The organism is Microbulbifer sp. ARAS458-1 (assembly GCF_045348205.1).
Lineage (GTDB): Bacteria > Pseudomonadota > Gammaproteobacteria > Pseudomonadales > Cellvibrionaceae > Microbulbifer.
Genome location: NZ_CP155838.1, coordinates 1,698,311 through 1,714,385, shown reverse-complemented (window position 1 = coordinate 1,714,385; position 16,075 = coordinate 1,698,311). Strand labels below are relative to the sequence as shown.

Here is a 16,075-nt window from a genome sequence, read left to right as displayed (position 1 = left end):
AGGCCCCAACCGGAAACGGATGGGGCCTTTTTTGATGGCGACTCTACGTGCAGTAACTATACCTTCAGTAACTAGACGTTCAGCAAAAGGTGTTGCCGCTCCCACGGGGAAATCTCCCGGTGGAACAGGCGCATCTCCTCGTACTTTACCGCCGCGTAGAGCTGGCAGAAGTCCTCCCCCATTGCCTGGCGCAACTCATCGGCGTCGTCAAAGATGCGCAACGCCTCATCAAAAGTCAGCGGGATATAAAAGTTTTCTTCCTGCGCCTCATCCAGTTCCGACGCGGCCGGCGCACTCGGCTCGATACCGTTGATCATGCCGAGATAACCACACACCAGACTTGCCGCAATCGCCAGATAGGGATTCGCATCCACGCCAACCACACGGTTTTCCAGGCGGCGATCCTGGGCGCCGGAGTTGGGTACCCGCAGGCCGGTGGCACGGTTGTCGTAGCCCCAGCCGATGTTGGTGGGCGCACTGGAATTGTCCGACAGCACGTAGCGGCGGTAGGAATTCACGTTAGGCGCGATAAACGGCATGATTTCCCGCAGGTGCTTCTGGGTTCCGCCGATAAAGTAGCGGAACAGATCCGAGGCACTACCGTCTTCGGAGGAAAACACATTTTTGCCGGTATCGATATCCACCACACTCTGGTGAATATGCATGGCGCTGCCCGGCTGGTCGCGCATGGGCTTGGCCATAAAGGTCGCAAACATACCATTCTTGAGCGCCGCTTCACGGATAATACGCTTGAAGTAGAACACCTGGTCCGCCAGTAAAAGCGGGTCGCCGTGGGTGAGGTTGAACTCCACCTGGCCGGCACCGTCTTCCTGAATCACCGAGTCGATATGCAGGCCCGCGGCCTCGGCGAACTCGTAAATGGTATCGATGACCGGGCCATACTCGTCGATGGCGGTCATCGAATAGGACTGCAGGGAAGTTCCCGAGCGTCCGTTGCGACCGATGGGCGGCTGGATAGGCTCATTGGGGTCCACGTTCGGGCGGGTCAGATAGAACTCCAGCTCCGGCGCCACAATCGGCTGCCAGCCCCGCTCCCGGTACATGCCAATCACCCGTTTCAGAACATTGCGCGGCGCACAGGGGATGGGGTTGCCGTCCAGGTCCTGCAGGTCATGAATAATCTGCAGTGCCGGTGTTTTCGCCCAGGGCACCGCCATAGCGGTGGACATATCCGGCACCAGCGCCATATCGCTTTCCGCCCACTGGTTTTCGATATCCATCTCCACATCCTGACCGGTGATGGTCTGGTAAAAGATAGAAATAGGCAGGAAGATCGGCGTTTCCGGAGAGAACTTATTCAGCGGCATCGCCTTGCCCCGGGACATGCCGTTCAGATCCGGGACAATGCACTCCACCTCATCCAGGCGACGGCCGTTCAGATAGGCGAGAAAAGCTTCGGGGAGATTATCCAGCCAGTTACTCACATCGGGCTGACTCATACAGGCTCCAGGACATTAGCCAAGGGATATGGTTAATGAATAGCGTTAATGGATAGAATCATTCGATAGGATCAAAGCACGCAGTGTAATGCAAATTTTCGGTTAAAGATGCTGACCCGATAAAACATTCACTGGCCCAACCCAAGCACCCTTATATCCGCTCGACCCCGTCTTCGGTTACCAGAACCGTATCGATAATTCCGTTGGGTGTATCGGGATCGAGAGTACCGACAAACGTGGCTTCCCGCTGAATGGCAAATACCGCCGGCTTGGGTTCCACACTCGAGCTTTCGCGATGGTATTCCAGCAGCGGGTCGCAAAAGTAAGCGTTGCAAATATCCGAGCGCAAGGTTTTCGGCAGGCTGCATCCACTGGCCGTCTGGTTGATGCAGGCATGCTCGATAGACTCGGACGGTAGGCGGGATAGGTACAAGGAGACTATTTCGGCGGTATCGAGCGCCGGGTAAGCGTCACTCGCCTTGCGTAAACTCAGTGGGGACAGATACGCGGTCTCGCCTCCCGAAGAACAGCATGCCCCCCGGCAGGCAGCGCACAGGCGATCGCTGATTTTCTGAACCCGGGAATCCTGCGTGAAGCGCTGCTCATGTAGGGCCCGGTTGACGGATGGGCGCAGGTTCTGGTCCTCACAAACTTCCGCCACCGACAGGTAAGTTTCGGCTTCCGCGGCCACGGCCAACAGGTGCTCGCGATACTTTTCGATACGCGCACTGGATAGTGGCACCACTTTACTGCGCCCTACGGGAATCACCATCGGATGAACATCACGACGATCCAGGTCTGTGCGCATGGCCAAAAAGGAATCCAGCTGGCGTCGATTCTCGTCCGCCTCCCCCTCGACCCGCGCCAGAATCCTCCGCTCACGGTCCTGCTGGTAAACCTTGCGGTCTCGAATCCGCGACTTTAACCCGGTCAATTGGGCGAGAAACAGCGGTTCCGGCATGCTTTCCCGCTGCGAAAGAAATCGGGCGCATTCGTGGGCACCACAGTGAGGCCAGTCTCTCGAGGCCATGGTTTGCCGCAAGTGAACCGGAATAGGTTCTTCGCAGACACAGCAACGTTTATCCGTGCCGCCCCGCAACCGATCTTTATCGTTCGTAAACTCCATTTACCGTCACCAGCTCCTTTGGCATTACTTGCTCATTTCTATCGACGAGTGTCTTGTACATCACCAGCGCATCCACAAATCCAGCAGTGGGATGATTGAAAGCGCCGGGCAGGCGACCCACCTCGTCAAAACCCAACTTCTTCCACAGGCGCACCGCGCCCTGATTAGTGGAGGCAACAAAGTTGAACTGCATCGCCCGGTACCCCAGCTCACGTGCTACATCTTGGGAGTGTTCACACATGGCGGAGGCCAGTCCCCTGCCGCGGGCAGAGGCTGCCACCATGTAGCCACAGTTACACACATGGGATCCCGGACCGGCCTGATTGGTTTTCAGGTAGTAGGTACCCAGAATCTCCCCGGCCTCTTCGCACACGTAAGTCTTGCGCGGCACGTCCATCCAGATTTTGTAGGCTTGATCCCGTGAAGTGTCCGGCGCATAGGCGTAGGTATCCCCGGCGCTGACCACCTGGAAAAAAATTGGCCAGATTTGTTCGAAATCCGTTGGCAATGCTTTGCGTATTTCCATTTCAGGAGACTTCTTTTTACTGATAAAACGCGCTCGATCTTCTGCACGAGGCAGGGCACACTCCAATTGTTTTCCGAACAAACGATACCGGTTGCGCGCGACCCGGTCGTATATCCAGTCGCGCACCGAGGGTGGTATCAGTCGAAAGCAGCTGAGTGCCGGCCAGGGAAAAGGGAGCAGTTTTAGAATACGCAGTATCGCATCCGATTTTACATACATCTGGCCACTTTCAACCAGAAGCAGGGTTTCGTATTCATCGAGGGGCATAGCGAAAAACGACAGGATCGCCTGCCCCTCTTCCGATTGCACAGTGGCGAGTTTCAGGCGGCGATGGCGATCGAACTTCAGCAGAAAGCGCGCCCAGAAGGAACACAGCCGGCAAACCCCATCGAACAGGACCACGCGTTCGCCTTCCTGAAGATAGGGCACGGTAGCGTTCCGTTTTCCCTTGGACATCTGCGCAGGTCCCTCGCCAGAATCTAGAAGTAATAAACGACTATAACAAAAAAGGCCGCTCCGGAGTTTCCGGAGCGGCCTTTTGAAAGCTGCGCCTGTTTAGCGCGGCTTCACTCAGGAATCCAGCACACTGCGTACGAAGTCGGTCAGCTCCTGGTCCTGGCTGTTTTCAAAGAAACAGGCCTGGAAGCGCTCGCCGGTTACGGCGGTTTTCACCAGCTCCGGATCGATGGCTTTGAGGCCGTCCAGGTAAGCTTTGCCGGTGGCTTCCTTGATGTGGTTCAGGATACCGGCGTTGGCCACCTGGGATTCTTTACGCTCCGGCGGGTAGCCCTGGCCTTTTACGCCGGTGAAGGCTTTTTCGAACATGTAGCGAATATTCAGCTCCGCACCCCAGCCGAAGCCCTTGGCGAAGGGAATGGCCAGCGCGTTGCCGTTGTTGATCTGGGCAAACAGGAAGGCATCTGCCGGGTCAATGCAGTAGCCACAGGTTACGCCAGGATAGGCGTTCAACGACATGAGCGCGCCCTGGCCGGTGCCACAGCCGCTTACCACGAAGTCCACGGCTTTGGAGTTAAGCAGCAGGCTGCCCATGATGCCTAGGTGGATGTAGGTCAGGCGGTGATCGTTGTCGTCGCTCATACCGGTGTTGTACACGGTGTGGCCCAGTTCGCCGGCAACGTCCTGCAGCTCTTTTAGAACCACGGCGTTTTTGGATGCCTGGCTGAATTCGTTCATCAATGCGATTTTCATCAATCGATCTCCTGTTATTCCCGCCTGTGCAGCGAAGTGCGCATCGCGACCGACCCGCTCGAAAAACGAACAGACCAAATCGATGCGGTTTGTTTATTGGGGCAGGATTATACGTGCCTGACCAAAAATTAAAAACCGGCCTGACAGAATAATCGAGGGGGAAGGGCAATCTATCGCCCAGGCCGGGCTAACACGACGCGAGACTGCCCAATCAGGCTGCCAACAGCCACGGCAGCTACCGCAAACAGAGCTCCCCACCAGGGTGCCTCGAGTACCTGCAGGGTGAGTGCAGATAGCGTGATCCACAGCAGGGGGACCAGGCAGGTCAACCACTGAGCCCAGCCGCGCAGGGCGATCATAAAAATACCCAGGCTCACCACCCCTGTGGGGTCCGGATGCAACCCAAAGACTTCCGCCTGTGTCCAGCTGGTATCAAGCACCGGCGCCAGCAACGGAAACATCAGTAAACCAACCAGGGAAATCAGCACACCGGTGATGTTGTTTGCTGAATGGGACTCCACGGGACCCGCAGTGCCGCGCCCTGTCGCCGCAAGCAAAACCAACAGCGCCGCCTGCGCAATCCAGACCCAACCGAGAATTTGCCCAATCCAGTTCAGATTCGCATATCGCTGTGCGAAAAAAGCCACGCCGACAAATACCCATACCGGCGCAAGAAGTAGAAGCGCTATGCGGGATTTTCCGCGCAATGCGAGTAGCAGCGCCGCAACCCCTACCGCCAGAGTGAACAGCTGCAGCGGCCAGAAGGTTTCCCCCATTCGTTCCAGCATGCGGAAGTACACGTCCGCACTGAAGGGAACAAAATCCTGGATCTGGTAGCTATTCCACTCGCTCATGGTGCGCCCACTTATTCGGTACTTTTCTGGGGAGAATGGATTTACAGAGATTCGATATACGCGACCATTTTCTGTCGTGTCTTTGCATCCGGCAGCGGCGCAGCGCCCGCCGCCATATTTTCGTTCATGTGCTCCACCCGCGAGGTTGCCGGAATGGCACAGTTCACCGCAGGATGACTGACAATAAATTTGAGCAGGAAATCCGCCCAGGTGCGACAGCCAAATTCCTCCGCTGCCCAGGCGGGCACTTTTTCCCTGCGCTTCAACCCCTTGATCAGGCTCCCTCCGTCGTAGGGGCGATTGGCGATAACAGCAACTCCTCTCTCCTTCGCCAGCGGCAGCAGCCGCGCCTCCACCTCGCGGTGGGTGATGTTGTAGGTCATCTGGGCGAAATCGATTTCCGTGCTCGCCACCACCTGTTCAAACTCCTGGTGACGGCGGCCGTGGGAGGTGGTGATACCGAGATAGCGGATAACACCACTCGCCTTCAGTTCACGCAGCACTGCCAGGTGTTCCTGCCAATCGTCCAGGTTGTGCACCTGCACCAGATCAAAGGTTTTCAGGCCCCAGCGTTCGGCGAGGCTTGTCACCTGTTCACGGGTGGTGCCACCGGCAGGGCTCCAGACCTTTTCCGCACTGAACAGTGTTCTCGGAATGCCCAGTTGTTTCAGTGCAAAGCCGAGGGTATCGGCTGCGGAGCCATACATGGGAGACGAATCGACCAGGCCACCACCGCTGGCAAAAAATGCCTTCAGTACCTGAGTGCGCGCGGCCAGCAACTCCGGATCGTTGCCCACATTAAACGTGCGCCAGGTACCCATACCGATCACCGGTAATGATTCGCCACTGCTGGGGATCGGCTTGGACAGCAATGCCGGCGACTGAGCACTGGCCAACCCCGGAAAGCCCCAGGCACTGACCACACCCGCCCCGAGCATTTTGAGAAATTGACGGCGTAGCAACTTACCTTCCATGGTGGCTTCCTCCATTTATTGGGCACTTAACGCGCGCGGTCGCGCCAGTGCAGTCGCGAGAACAAGAATAAAACAGGTGAGCACAAAAACCTTGTTAACGAACCAGTTGGTTCGCCAGATATCCCAATCGGGCTCGGCCAGAAACAGCGCAAACTTGGTGACGATAATCACAATCTCCACCACGGACATTACGATAGCCAGAGTGCGCAGGTAACCCGGCTGCCTGAGTAGCGCCCAGCCCAGCCACAGATGCGCCACCGGCCAAAGGTCCCAGTACACATGACTGTCCCAGGGCGCACCGCTGGAATGCGCAACCGCGATGGGGAACAGGTACTTGATAAACAGCGTCCAGGCCACCAGCACAAACAGAAAGTGGGCGAGGAACCATCGCCAGTGCATCGGACGATCGATCTGGGCAGTTTCAGCCATCCACTCGCTCCCGCAATACATCGGCTGCCAGTTCGAAGGAGCGCAGGCGCGCACTGTGATCATAGATAGCACCGGTGACGATCAGCTCGTCCACCCGGGTCCGCGCCACAAAACGATCAATCCACTCGGCGACGGTATCCCTCGTACCCACCGCGCTCTCCGCCAGTGCCTGGGCCACCTGCATGCGTTCGGCGGGGCCGGCGATGGATTCCGGATCGTCCACCGGCGGTTTGATTTTCCCGGGGGTGCCCCGGCGCAGGGCGACAAATTGCTGCTCGATGGAGGTCATCAGCTTGCGCGCCTCAACCGCGTTGTCCGCGGCAAACACATTGATCGCTGCAGCGGCATAGGGTTCAGCAAGCGATTCCGACGGTTGAAACTGAGTCCGGTAGAGATGCAACGCCTGATCCAGCATCGCTGGGGCAAAGTGAGAGGCAAAGGCAAACGGCAGTCCCATGGCCGCAGCCAGCTGCGCGCTGTAGAGACTGGAGCCCAGCAGCCAGATCGGCACCTGAAGCCCTGCCCCCGGCACTGCGCGCACCCGCTGCCCCGGCTTCTCCGGGGCAAAGTAGTGCAACAACTCGCGTACATCTTCCGGGAACTGATCGGCGGCGTGCAGCGGATCCCGGCGCAGTGCGGTCATGGTGGCGCCATCGGTACCAGGCGCCCTGCCCAGCCCCAGATCTACCCGGTCCGGGTAAAGCGCGGCCAGGGTGCCGAACTGCTCGGCAATCACCAGTGGCGCGTGATTGGGGAGCATGACACCACCGGCGGCAACGCGAATCTTGTTGGTGCCCGCGGCGATATGGCCCAGCGCCACTGCCGTCGCTGCACTGGCTACACCGGTCATATTGTGGTGCTCCGCCATCCAGTAGCGCCGGTAACCGAAACGTTCCGCGTGCTGTGCCAGATCCAGGGAGTTCATCAACGCCGTACGGGCGTCACTTCCCTCGGTGATGGGCGAGAGATCCAGTAGTGAAAAAGCGCGCATATCAACTCCTGTACGCGTTTGGCCTTGCGCGAAAAAGCACAGTAGGCGATTCAGATATGACCATCCTATCGAAGCTGTTCTCCGTGCACACCACAGTTCCTGACACTTCGCTTATCTGATAGGATCGCGCCCGCAAAAAACTCATGCACAACCTAAGGGGTGGCGAAAGCCTGAGATGCCTTCATCGGCAAACCCTTGGGAGCCTCTGGCGAAATCAGAGTCTCCCTGAAACCTGATCCGGCTAATACCGGCGTAGGAATAGGTAGTCCACCAGCTCCCCTCTTCACGTCGCGCTCCGGGTCTCTCACTGATTTGTACGAGAGAGCCATGAATACCAATAACGTTTTCAAACCACTCGCCCGCGCTATTGCCGCTGCAACCGCGCTGATCAGCACTGCCGCGCTCGCAGACACCGCCATCGAGGAAGTGGTGGTCACCAGCCAACTGCGCGCCACCAGCCCGCTCGACACCCCCACCAGTGTTTCCGTACTGGATGCAGCCGCCATCGAAACCCGCGGTGCTACCAACCTTGAGCAACTGCTGAATCTGACCCCCAACGTGAATTTCTCCAGCGGTGCATCTCGCGGCCGTTTCATACAGATCCGCGGTATCGGTGAGCGCAGCCAGTTTATCGACCCGGTCAATCCCTCTGTCGGCCTGATCGTCGACGGCATCGACTTTACCGGCCTCGGCCTCGCCGCCAGCACCCTGGATATGCAGCAGGTTGAGATCCTGCGCGGCCCCCAGGGCACCGTGTACGGCGCCAACGCGTTGGCCGGCCTGGTGAGCATGACCAGCAACGCACCGACCGCGGAAACCTTTGCAAAGGTATCCGCCGACGCCGCCCGCTACGGCTCCAGCACTCTGTCTGCCGTGACCAGCGGCCCGCTTTCAGAACAGCTGAGCTACCGCTTCGCGGTGCAGAATCAGCAGTCCGACGGCTATGTTTACAACCGTTACCTGGATCGCAAAGACACCAACAAAATTGACGAGACCGTGGCCCGCGGCAAACTGCGCTATCAGGCCAGCGACGACCTGCAGCTGGACTTCACCCTCTTCTATCTGGACGCGGACAACGGTTACGACGCCTTTACCCTGGATAACTCCCGCAACACCCTGTCCGATCAGCCGGGCTGGGATCGCCAGGAGACCCTCGCCGGTGCGGTAAGTGCACAGTGGAGCGCCAGTGAACTGTTCACCATCAATTCCATACTGAGCGCCGCCAGTTCCGATACCGAATACGGCTACGATGAAGACTGGACCCATGTAGGCTTCCACCCATGGGAGTACGTATCCACCGACAACTACCTGCGCGACCGCGACAACCTGAGCGCCGATGTGCGCCTGGTCTCCACCGAGGAAAGTCGCCTGTTTGGCGGCAGCACTGGCTGGGTGGCCGGTGTTTACCTTCGCACGGAAGAAGAAGCGCTGGAGCGCAACGCCAGCTTCGCCAGCCAGTTCGATACCGATAACGCTGCCGTGTACGGGCAGCTGAATACCGCCCTTGGCGCGCATTTCGAATTGATTACTGGCCTGCGCCTGGAGCAGCGCCGCGCGGATTACAGTGACTCACTCGCGGTGACCAGCGACACCAGCGAAGACCTGTGGGGCGGCAATATCACCCTGCAGTTCAGCGCCACGGACAACACCATGCTGTACGGCACCCTGTCCCGGGGCTACAAGGCGGGCGGCGTCAACGGCCGTATTATTTCCGCCTCAGAAAACAATCCGGCCATCGGCAGCGAGACCTTCCTGTTCGATACCGAGAGCATGATGAACTACGAATTCGGGATAAAAGGTGACTGGCTGGAAAGCCGCCTGCAGGCCCAGGTCGCCGCCTTCTACCAGGACCGCAGCGACGTTCAGGCCAAACAATCCATTTTCAACCCGGAAGACTTTTCCTTCGATGACTACCTGGCCAATGCCGCCGGCGGTCATAGCACCGGTATCGAAGCGGAGATCAACTTCCAGGCCAGCGATAGCCTGCAACTCTTCGCCACCTTCGGTTGGCTGAATGCGGAATTCGAAGATTTTGTCAGCAGCACCCACGTCGACGGCCGCGATGACAACACCGGCGAGACTTCACCGGTTGATCTCAGCGGCCGCGACCTCGCCCACGCGCCCAACTACCAGTATTTCACCGGAGCGGAATACGCGCTGACCAATAACCTGAGCGCGCGCGTAGAACTGGAAGGCAAAGACGACTTTTACTTCTCCAACAGCCACAATGAGAAGTCCACCGCCTACGAACTGGTCAACGCACGCCTCACCTACCGCGGCGACAACTGGGATCTGTCCCTGTGGGGCAGAAACCTGACCGACGAAGTGATCTACACGCGCGGTTTCTACTTCAGCAACCAGTTCGGCAACAATCCGGCCAACGGCTACGCGCCGGAGGCTTACTACCAGCTGGGTGAACCGCGCACCGCGGGTATCTCCGGCAGCTACACCTTTTAATTGGGAGTCTTGATATGCAACTCTCCGTAGAAATCAGCATGTACCCACTGAAAGACGAGTACATCCCGGCGATCAAGGATTTTATCCAGCGCCTGAACGAGCAACCGCAACTGCAAGTCATCTCCAATACCATGAGCACCCAAGTGTTTGGTGATTACGATGTGGTGATGGACGTGCTCAAAGCGGAAATGCGCAAGTCCTGGGAGCAGTTCGGGCGCGCGATCTTCGTGTGCAAGTTTATCGACGGTGACCTGAACCCAAACATTGGGCTCTGATCCATGTTCTCCCCGGAAATCCGCGAAGCCATCGCCTCCGCCTACGCCGCCATGACCCTGTGGGAAGTGGCGGCGGTAGTGCTGGCACTGACCTATCTGCTGCTCGCCATGCGGGAAAATATCCTATGCTGGTACGCCGCCTTTGCCAGCACCGCCATCTATCTGTTCCTGTTCTGGGATGTCAGCCTGTTGATGGAATCGGCGCTGCAGATTTTCTATCTGGTGATCGCAGTGTACGGCTGGTGGCAGTGGCGGCATCGCAATAGAGAAGGTGAAAAGCTGCATATTCACCGCTGGTCTGCAGCCATGCACCTTTACGCATTCGCAGGCGTTGGCGTGCTCACCCTGATATTTGGCTATGTGCTGGATAACTACACCAGCGCCGCCCTGCCCTACCTGGATTCCTTCACCACCTGGGGCGCGGTGGTAACCACCTATATGGTCACCCGCAAGGTACTGGAGAACTGGCTTTACTGGATCGTGATTGATGGCGCAGCCATTTATCTGTATATCGACCGCGGCATGTATCTCACAGCCCTGCTGTTCCTACTGTATGTCGTACTTGTGATCATTGGCTTCTTCCAGTGGTATGCGCTGTATCGCCAGCAACAATCCGAGCCGGAGCAACCGGTCGCGGTATGAATGCACAGGTCGACAAACTGCTCGCTGATGAATGGCGACACTGGAGCGACCAGCAACCGGAGATTATTCGCCCGCTCGGCGGCGGGCTGACCAACCAAAGCTTTCTTGTTCAGGCCGGCAACGACAGACTGGTACTGCGCATCAATGCGAAGAATTCCGGTGCGCTGGACCTGAACCGAGCCACAGAAGCGGAAGCCCTGACACTCGCCAGTGCCGCGGGCCTGAGTACCCCGCTGGTGTACGTCGACCCCACCCACCGTTACCTGGTCACACACTACATTGACGGCGGGCCACTGGAGTTGACCGCGCCGGACGCGATCGCTGAACTGTCGCGGATGCTGCGACGAATACATCAGCTCCCGCCAATCTCAAAACACCTCGACTACGCCGACAAAGACGCAACCTACTGGCAGTCAATCAACATAAATGATCCTCTGTCCCCGTCGCTGAAATTACTGCGGGAAAAACTCCGGCCGCGGCTAATAGAATGCAGCCAGATCACGAACAATTACTGCCTGTGCCACAACGACCTGCTGCCCGCGAACCTGCTCGTGGGTGAATTTGCGGGGCTGCGCGCAATCGACTGGGAATACGCGGCCTGCGGCCACCCCTATTTCGATCTGGCCACGGTAACTCTCGGGTTTGAAATGGAGAATGATCAGCAGCAGGCGCTGCTCGAGGGGTATTTACAACGCCCGGTCACGGACGGGGATCTGGAAAAGCTCAAGCGGTGGCAGCAGGTTTACCGCTATCTGGCGATACTCTGGTACACAATTCAGATTCACAATAAAGAAACGCCGCCAATGTCACGGGCAGCGCTCAAGTCTGAAATTAATGCCCTTTTGGCGGAACTGGCTTGATGCCCTCGACCCGTTAAAGATTCCCACGGCAGGCATCGAGAAAAACGCCCCGGTAGTCGTCCACAGACAGTGGCAGCGGATTCCCCGGTGCCGAAGGATCCACCGCAGCCATATTTGCGATCCGATCCGCGTCTTCCTCACCAATACCGATTTCCACCAGGGTATTCGGGATGCCGAAGTCCCGCCGCAAAAACAATACCCAGTCCAGCACCCCCGCAAAACCCGCACCTGGCAGCGCCAGATAGCGGGACAATCGGCTCATGGGCTCCTCGATGGCCACCCGGTTGGCAGTCAGCACATAGGGCATCAGAATCGCGTTCAACAGACCGTGGTGTTTGTCATAGAGCGCTCCGAGCGGATGGGCCAGCGCGTGCATGGCACCCAGACCACGCTGGAAAGCGGTAGCGCCCATACTGGACGCCACCAGCATCTGCATGCGTGCTTCCAGATCATTGCCATCGGCCACCGCGCGCGGCAGATACACATTGATCAGGCGCATGGCCTCCAGAGCGATCCCTTCCGCCATGGGGTGAAAATTGCTCGCACAGAAGGCTTCCAGATTATGGGAAAGTGCGTCCATTCCGGTCGCGGCGGTAATCGGCGCTGGCAGTCCCAATGTAAGTTCGGGATCGAGGACAACGATTTCCGGCAGCATACGCGGGTGGAAAATAATTTTTTTAAGCTTGGCTTCCTCGTCGGTAATTACCGACGAGCGCCCCACTTCTGAACCGGTTCCTGCGGTGGTGGGTACCGCAATTACCGGCACCATGCCGCGAGTATTTACCTTGAGATAGTTATCCCCCACATCCTCGAATTCCCAGATGGGATGAGTCTGCCCCACCATCAGCGCAATCGCTTTTCCCGCATCCAGTGCAGAGCCACCACCAAAGGCAATCACACCGTCGCAACCGTGGGCCTTGAACACCGCAACACCGTCGCTCACATTTTTGCCGGTGGGATTGCCTTTGATCTCACTGAATACCGTAAGCGGCACACCTGCCACCAGGCAGTTTTCCACAAGACTTTGAATCATTGGCAGCGCTGCAAGGCCCGGGTCGGTGACCAGCATGGGGGTCGCCATGCCCATTTCCCGGCAAAGTTGCGGCAGTTCGCCAACCCGCCCGGGGCCGACACGCATGGCGGTCGGGTAATTCCAGTTGGTAAAAAAATGATTGTCGGACATGGTCTGACTCAGGGCTCTAGTTTGAAGTGGAAAGATTTCGGGCGGGTGAGATGTTCGAAGCCGACACCGGATAGGGTGCAGCCGCGGCCGGAATTTTTGACCCCGGTCCAGGCCAGTGCCGGGTCGAGATAGTCGCAGCGGTTCAGGAATACCGTGCCGGTCTGCAGCTTATCTCCCAGTGCCAGTGTGGCCTCTGGATCTGCGGAATAGATGGCGGCGGTGAGGCCGTATTCGCTGTCATTCATCAGCGACAGTGCGTCGGCATCACCCGCCACCGGCATCACTCCCAACACCGGGCCAAAAGATTCCTCACTCATCACCCGCATATTGTGATTGACGTTGGTAAACAGCTGCGGAGCCATATAGGCACTGCCGCGCTGGTCCAGTTCAAAATCTCCGCCATCAATATGCGCCTGTGCGCCCTGTTCCACGGCCTCATCAATCTGGTCGCGCACGAAGTCCGCCGCACTGGCGCGTACCAGCGGACCCAGTGTTGTAGACTGCTCATCCGGGCGGCCCAGGCGATATTCGCGAATCAGCGCCGTCGCACGCCGCACAAAATCGTCAAAAAGTGACTCGTGCACGTAAGCCCGCTCGATGCCACAGCAGGACTGACCCGAGTTGAAAAAGGCCCCGTCCACAACCGAGGCTACCGCATATTCGAGGTCCGCATCCGCGCGCACGTAGGCCGGATCTTTTCCGCCAAGCTCCAGACCAACAGAGAGAAAACGTCCGGCTGCCGCACTTTCCACCGCAGCCCCACCGGCGACGGACCCGGTAAAGGCCACATGCTGAACGCCGCCGTTGATAATAATCTGCTCGGCATCCCGGTGATCCAGATGCAGGAACTCGAAGACACCGTGCGGCAATCCCGCCTCAATGAAGGCTTCCACCAGGCGCTCCGCACAAAGCGGTGTTTGCGCGGAGTGTTTGAGTATCACGCTGTTGCCGGCCAGTATTGCCGGCACTACGGCATTGACGGCGGTGAGATAGGGGTAATTCCAGGGAGCGATCACAAAGCTGGTGCCCAGTGGCTCCCGGCGAATAAAGCGGGTAAAACCCGGTTTCTCTGGTAACTGTATATCGGCCAGTGGCCCGCCTTTTGTTTCGGCCAGATCTGCCATCATCAGCGCGCGCTCGGCCAGGCCGTCGATTTCACCACCGGCGTATTGAATCGGCCGCCCCATCTGCCAGCAAATTTCTTCGGCCAATTGTGCTTTTTTCTGCTGCAGTATTTTTACCGCTGCCCGTACCAGTGCCGCGCGCTCAGCAACCGGCACCTGCTTCCAGCTGGGCTGGGCGCCGTGCGCGTTGCTCAGCGCATTCTGGATTTCGTATTCTGTTGCCAGTGGGCGCTCGACATAGACGCTGTTGTCGATGGGGGAAATACATTGGAGTTTTTGCATGTGTTTGCCTGGCTTCCTGCCTCAATCGAACGAATTAAATAATCTCGAAGTAACGCTGCAGTTCCCAGTCACCGATATGCTTGCGGTATTCCCGCTCTTCCCACTCGCGACTCGCGGCAAAGTGTTCTACAAACGCATCGCCAAACAGATCTCGCGCCGCCTTGGATTGCTTTAGTCTTTGCGCCGCATCCCAGAGCGTGCGCGGCAACGCCAGCTCCCCGGGGTGCTCCGCCTCGTAGGCATTTCCCTCCACGGCTTCGCCCGGTTCCCAACCCTGCTCGATGCCGTAAAGACCGGAGCCCAGCGCGACGGCCAGGGCAAGATAGGGATTGGCGTCGGCGGCGCCGAGCCGGTACTCCTGACGCTGAGACTTGTCGCTACCCGGAATTACCCGCAGCGCGGCGGTGCGATTTTCCACACCCCAGGTGGCGTCGGTAGGCGCCCAGAAGCCCGGGATCATGCGCCGGTAACTGTTGATGGTGGGCGCGACCATACACAACAATTCCGGCATCAATCGCTGCTGACCGGCGAGAAAGTGCCGCTGGATATCGCTCATGGAGTAGAGCTCGCCTTCGGCATAAAACGCTGAGGCGTTGTCTTTTTTATTGCGCAGAGAGACGTGAATATGGCCGCTCTGGCCGGGATAATCATTGGACCACTTGGCCATAAACGTCGCCATCAAACCGCGCCGTTGCGCCAGCACCTTGATAAAGGTTTTGAACAGCGCCGCCTTGTCACCGGCCGCCTCCGCGTGATCCACCGTGATCGCCGCCTCCAGCACCCCGGGACCGGTTTCTGTGTGCAGCCCCTCGATGGGAAAATCCATCTGCTCGGCAAACGCCAGAATCTCGTGGTACAGGTCCGCGTGCACCGAATTGCGAATCATGGAATAGCCGAACCAGCCAGGTGTAAACGGCTTCAGATCCCGATATCCCTTGGCGCGGGCAGAATCCGGCGTCTCATCAAACAGGAAAAACTCGTATTCCAGCGCCGCAAACGGCACAAACCCCGCCTTCTCGCAGCGCTCGATAACCCTGCGCAACAGAGCCCGCGGACACACCGCCTCCGCCGCCCCCTCAAATTCCGCGAGAAACAGCAACATACCGTCTTCAAACGGCAATTCACGGCAGGTATGGGGCAGAATCCGCACCGGCGCATCCGGGTAGCCGGTATGCCAACCGGTATAGCGGGCGTTGTCGTACAACTGGTCCTGGATATCCCAGCCCAGCACCACATCACAGAAAGCAAAGCCCTTGTCGAGAGCGGAGAAGAACTTCTCCCGGCTCATATACTTGCCGCGCATCACCCCGTCGTTATCGAACAGGCCCACCTTCACATGGGTCAGGTTGCGCGCCTCCACGATTCGCCGGGCGTCGGCCACCGTGCGCACCTCACGGGGATTCAGCGCCCGGGGAGTGCCATTGGCCGCGGGGGACGGGGAAGATACAGGGGTGGTGACAGATGCCGGCGAGGATGGCGGCAGTTCGGTGGACTCGTCCATGAGAAGCTCCGTTATTGTGACCACCGCGTCATGCGATCAAGGCAGGTGGATTCTTGCCCTCAAGCATAGTCAACGCAGCGATCTACCGTGCGAAGCCGCCGATCCCGGGTACAACCTTGCGAGACCTTCACCGCCATGGATGGCGGTGCAGAGCCCCCATGGACGGGTCTACGGCGTGTCTC

Annotated in this window: 15 protein-coding genes and 1 riboswitch; of the genes, 4 read left to right on the top strand and 11 right to left on the bottom strand. The window is 58.3% G+C overall.

The annotated features are described in order from the left end of the window. Positions 1–71: 71 nt before the first annotated feature. The 8 genes from AAFH99_RS07010 to AAFH99_RS06975 all read right to left on the bottom strand — a co-directional run bounded on the left by AAFH99_RS07010 (position 72) and on the right by AAFH99_RS06975 (position 7,569). Entirely contained in the window at positions 72–1,460 is a 1,389-nt protein-coding gene (locus AAFH99_RS07010) for a glutamine synthetase family protein (RefSeq protein ID WP_081847973.1), read from the bottom strand. A 151-nt stretch (positions 1,461–1,611) separates the two neighbouring features. After that, a complete protein-coding gene (locus AAFH99_RS07005) occupies positions 1,612–2,421 on the bottom strand; it encodes a hypothetical protein (RefSeq protein ID WP_406829041.1) in 810 nt (269 codons plus the stop codon). A 145-nt stretch (positions 2,422–2,566) separates the two neighbouring features. Next, positions 2,567–3,568, bottom strand: coding sequence for a GNAT family N-acetyltransferase (locus AAFH99_RS07000; RefSeq protein ID WP_406829040.1), 1,002 nt, complete (start codon positions 3,566–3,568; stop codon positions 2,567–2,569). Positions 3,569–3,682: 114 nt separating this feature from the next. Continuing rightward, the gene (locus AAFH99_RS06995) at positions 3,683–4,321 is read right to left on the bottom strand and encodes an RpiB/LacA/LacB family sugar-phosphate isomerase (protein WP_043317464.1); all 639 of its coding nucleotides are present in this window, start codon (positions 4,319–4,321) and stop codon (positions 3,683–3,685) included. Between the two features lie 170 nt (positions 4,322–4,491). After that, positions 4,492–5,175: a DUF6064 family protein gene (locus tag AAFH99_RS06990; RefSeq protein WP_406829039.1), complete on the bottom strand. Its 684-nt coding sequence runs from the start codon at positions 5,173–5,175 to the stop codon at positions 4,492–4,494. A 41-nt stretch (positions 5,176–5,216) separates the two neighbouring features. Then, complete coding sequence (locus AAFH99_RS06985; protein WP_406829038.1) at positions 5,217–6,149, bottom strand: aldo/keto reductase; 933 nt, start codon at positions 6,147–6,149, stop codon at positions 5,217–5,219. Between the two features lie 15 nt (positions 6,150–6,164). Next, positions 6,165–6,578, bottom strand: a complete 414-nt coding sequence (locus AAFH99_RS06980; protein WP_406829037.1) for a hypothetical protein — start codon at positions 6,576–6,578, stop codon at positions 6,165–6,167. Then, entirely contained in the window at positions 6,571–7,569 is a 999-nt protein-coding gene (locus AAFH99_RS06975; RefSeq protein ID WP_043317470.1) for an LLM class flavin-dependent oxidoreductase, read from the bottom strand. The genes AAFH99_RS06980 and AAFH99_RS06975 overlap by 8 nt, the downstream gene beginning before the upstream one ends. Before the next feature lie 145 nt (positions 7,570–7,714). Further along, positions 7,715–7,845: riboswitch (TPP riboswitch) on the top strand. Between the two features lie 51 nt (positions 7,846–7,896). Here AAFH99_RS06975 and AAFH99_RS06970 point away from each other — a divergent pair. From AAFH99_RS06970 to AAFH99_RS06955, 4 genes are read left to right on the top strand one after another with little or no spacing between them, the layout of a single operon-like run. Further along, positions 7,897–10,026: a TonB-dependent receptor gene (locus tag AAFH99_RS06970; RefSeq protein ID WP_406829036.1), complete on the top strand. Its 2,130-nt coding sequence runs from the start codon at positions 7,897–7,899 to the stop codon at positions 10,024–10,026. A 14-nt stretch (positions 10,027–10,040) separates the two neighbouring features. Then, a complete protein-coding gene (locus AAFH99_RS06965) occupies positions 10,041–10,301 on the top strand; it encodes a YkoF family thiamine/hydroxymethylpyrimidine-binding protein (protein ID WP_066966529.1) in 261 nt (86 codons plus the stop codon). A gap of 3 nt (positions 10,302–10,304) precedes the next feature. Then, a complete protein-coding gene (gene pnuC / locus AAFH99_RS06960) occupies positions 10,305–10,943 on the top strand; it encodes a nicotinamide riboside transporter PnuC (protein WP_406829035.1) in 639 nt (212 codons plus the stop codon). Then, positions 10,940–11,803 carry a phosphotransferase gene (locus AAFH99_RS06955; RefSeq protein ID WP_406829034.1) on the top strand — a complete coding sequence of 288 codons (864 nt, stop codon included), beginning with the start codon at positions 10,940–10,942 and terminating at the stop codon, positions 11,801–11,803. Before pnuC ends, AAFH99_RS06955 begins: the two co-directional genes overlap by 4 nt. Positions 11,804–11,816: 13 nt before the next feature. Here AAFH99_RS06955 and AAFH99_RS06950 read toward each other — a convergent pair whose 3' ends face one another. The 3 genes from AAFH99_RS06950 to AAFH99_RS06940 are packed head-to-tail and all read right to left on the bottom strand — an operon-like array spanning position 11,817 to position 15,893. After that, entirely contained in the window at positions 11,817–12,986 is a 1,170-nt protein-coding gene (locus AAFH99_RS06950) for an iron-containing alcohol dehydrogenase (RefSeq protein ID WP_043317479.1), read from the bottom strand. An 8-nt stretch (positions 12,987–12,994) separates the two neighbouring features. Further along, the gene (locus tag AAFH99_RS06945) at positions 12,995–14,392 is read right to left on the bottom strand and encodes an aldehyde dehydrogenase family protein (protein ID WP_406829033.1); all 1,398 of its coding nucleotides are present in this window, start codon (positions 14,390–14,392) and stop codon (positions 12,995–12,997) included. Between the two features lie 34 nt (positions 14,393–14,426). Continuing rightward, complete coding sequence (locus AAFH99_RS06940) at positions 14,427–15,893, bottom strand: glutamine synthetase family protein (protein WP_406829032.1); 1,467 nt, start codon at positions 15,891–15,893, stop codon at positions 14,427–14,429. Between the last annotated feature and the right edge of the window lie 182 nt (positions 15,894–16,075).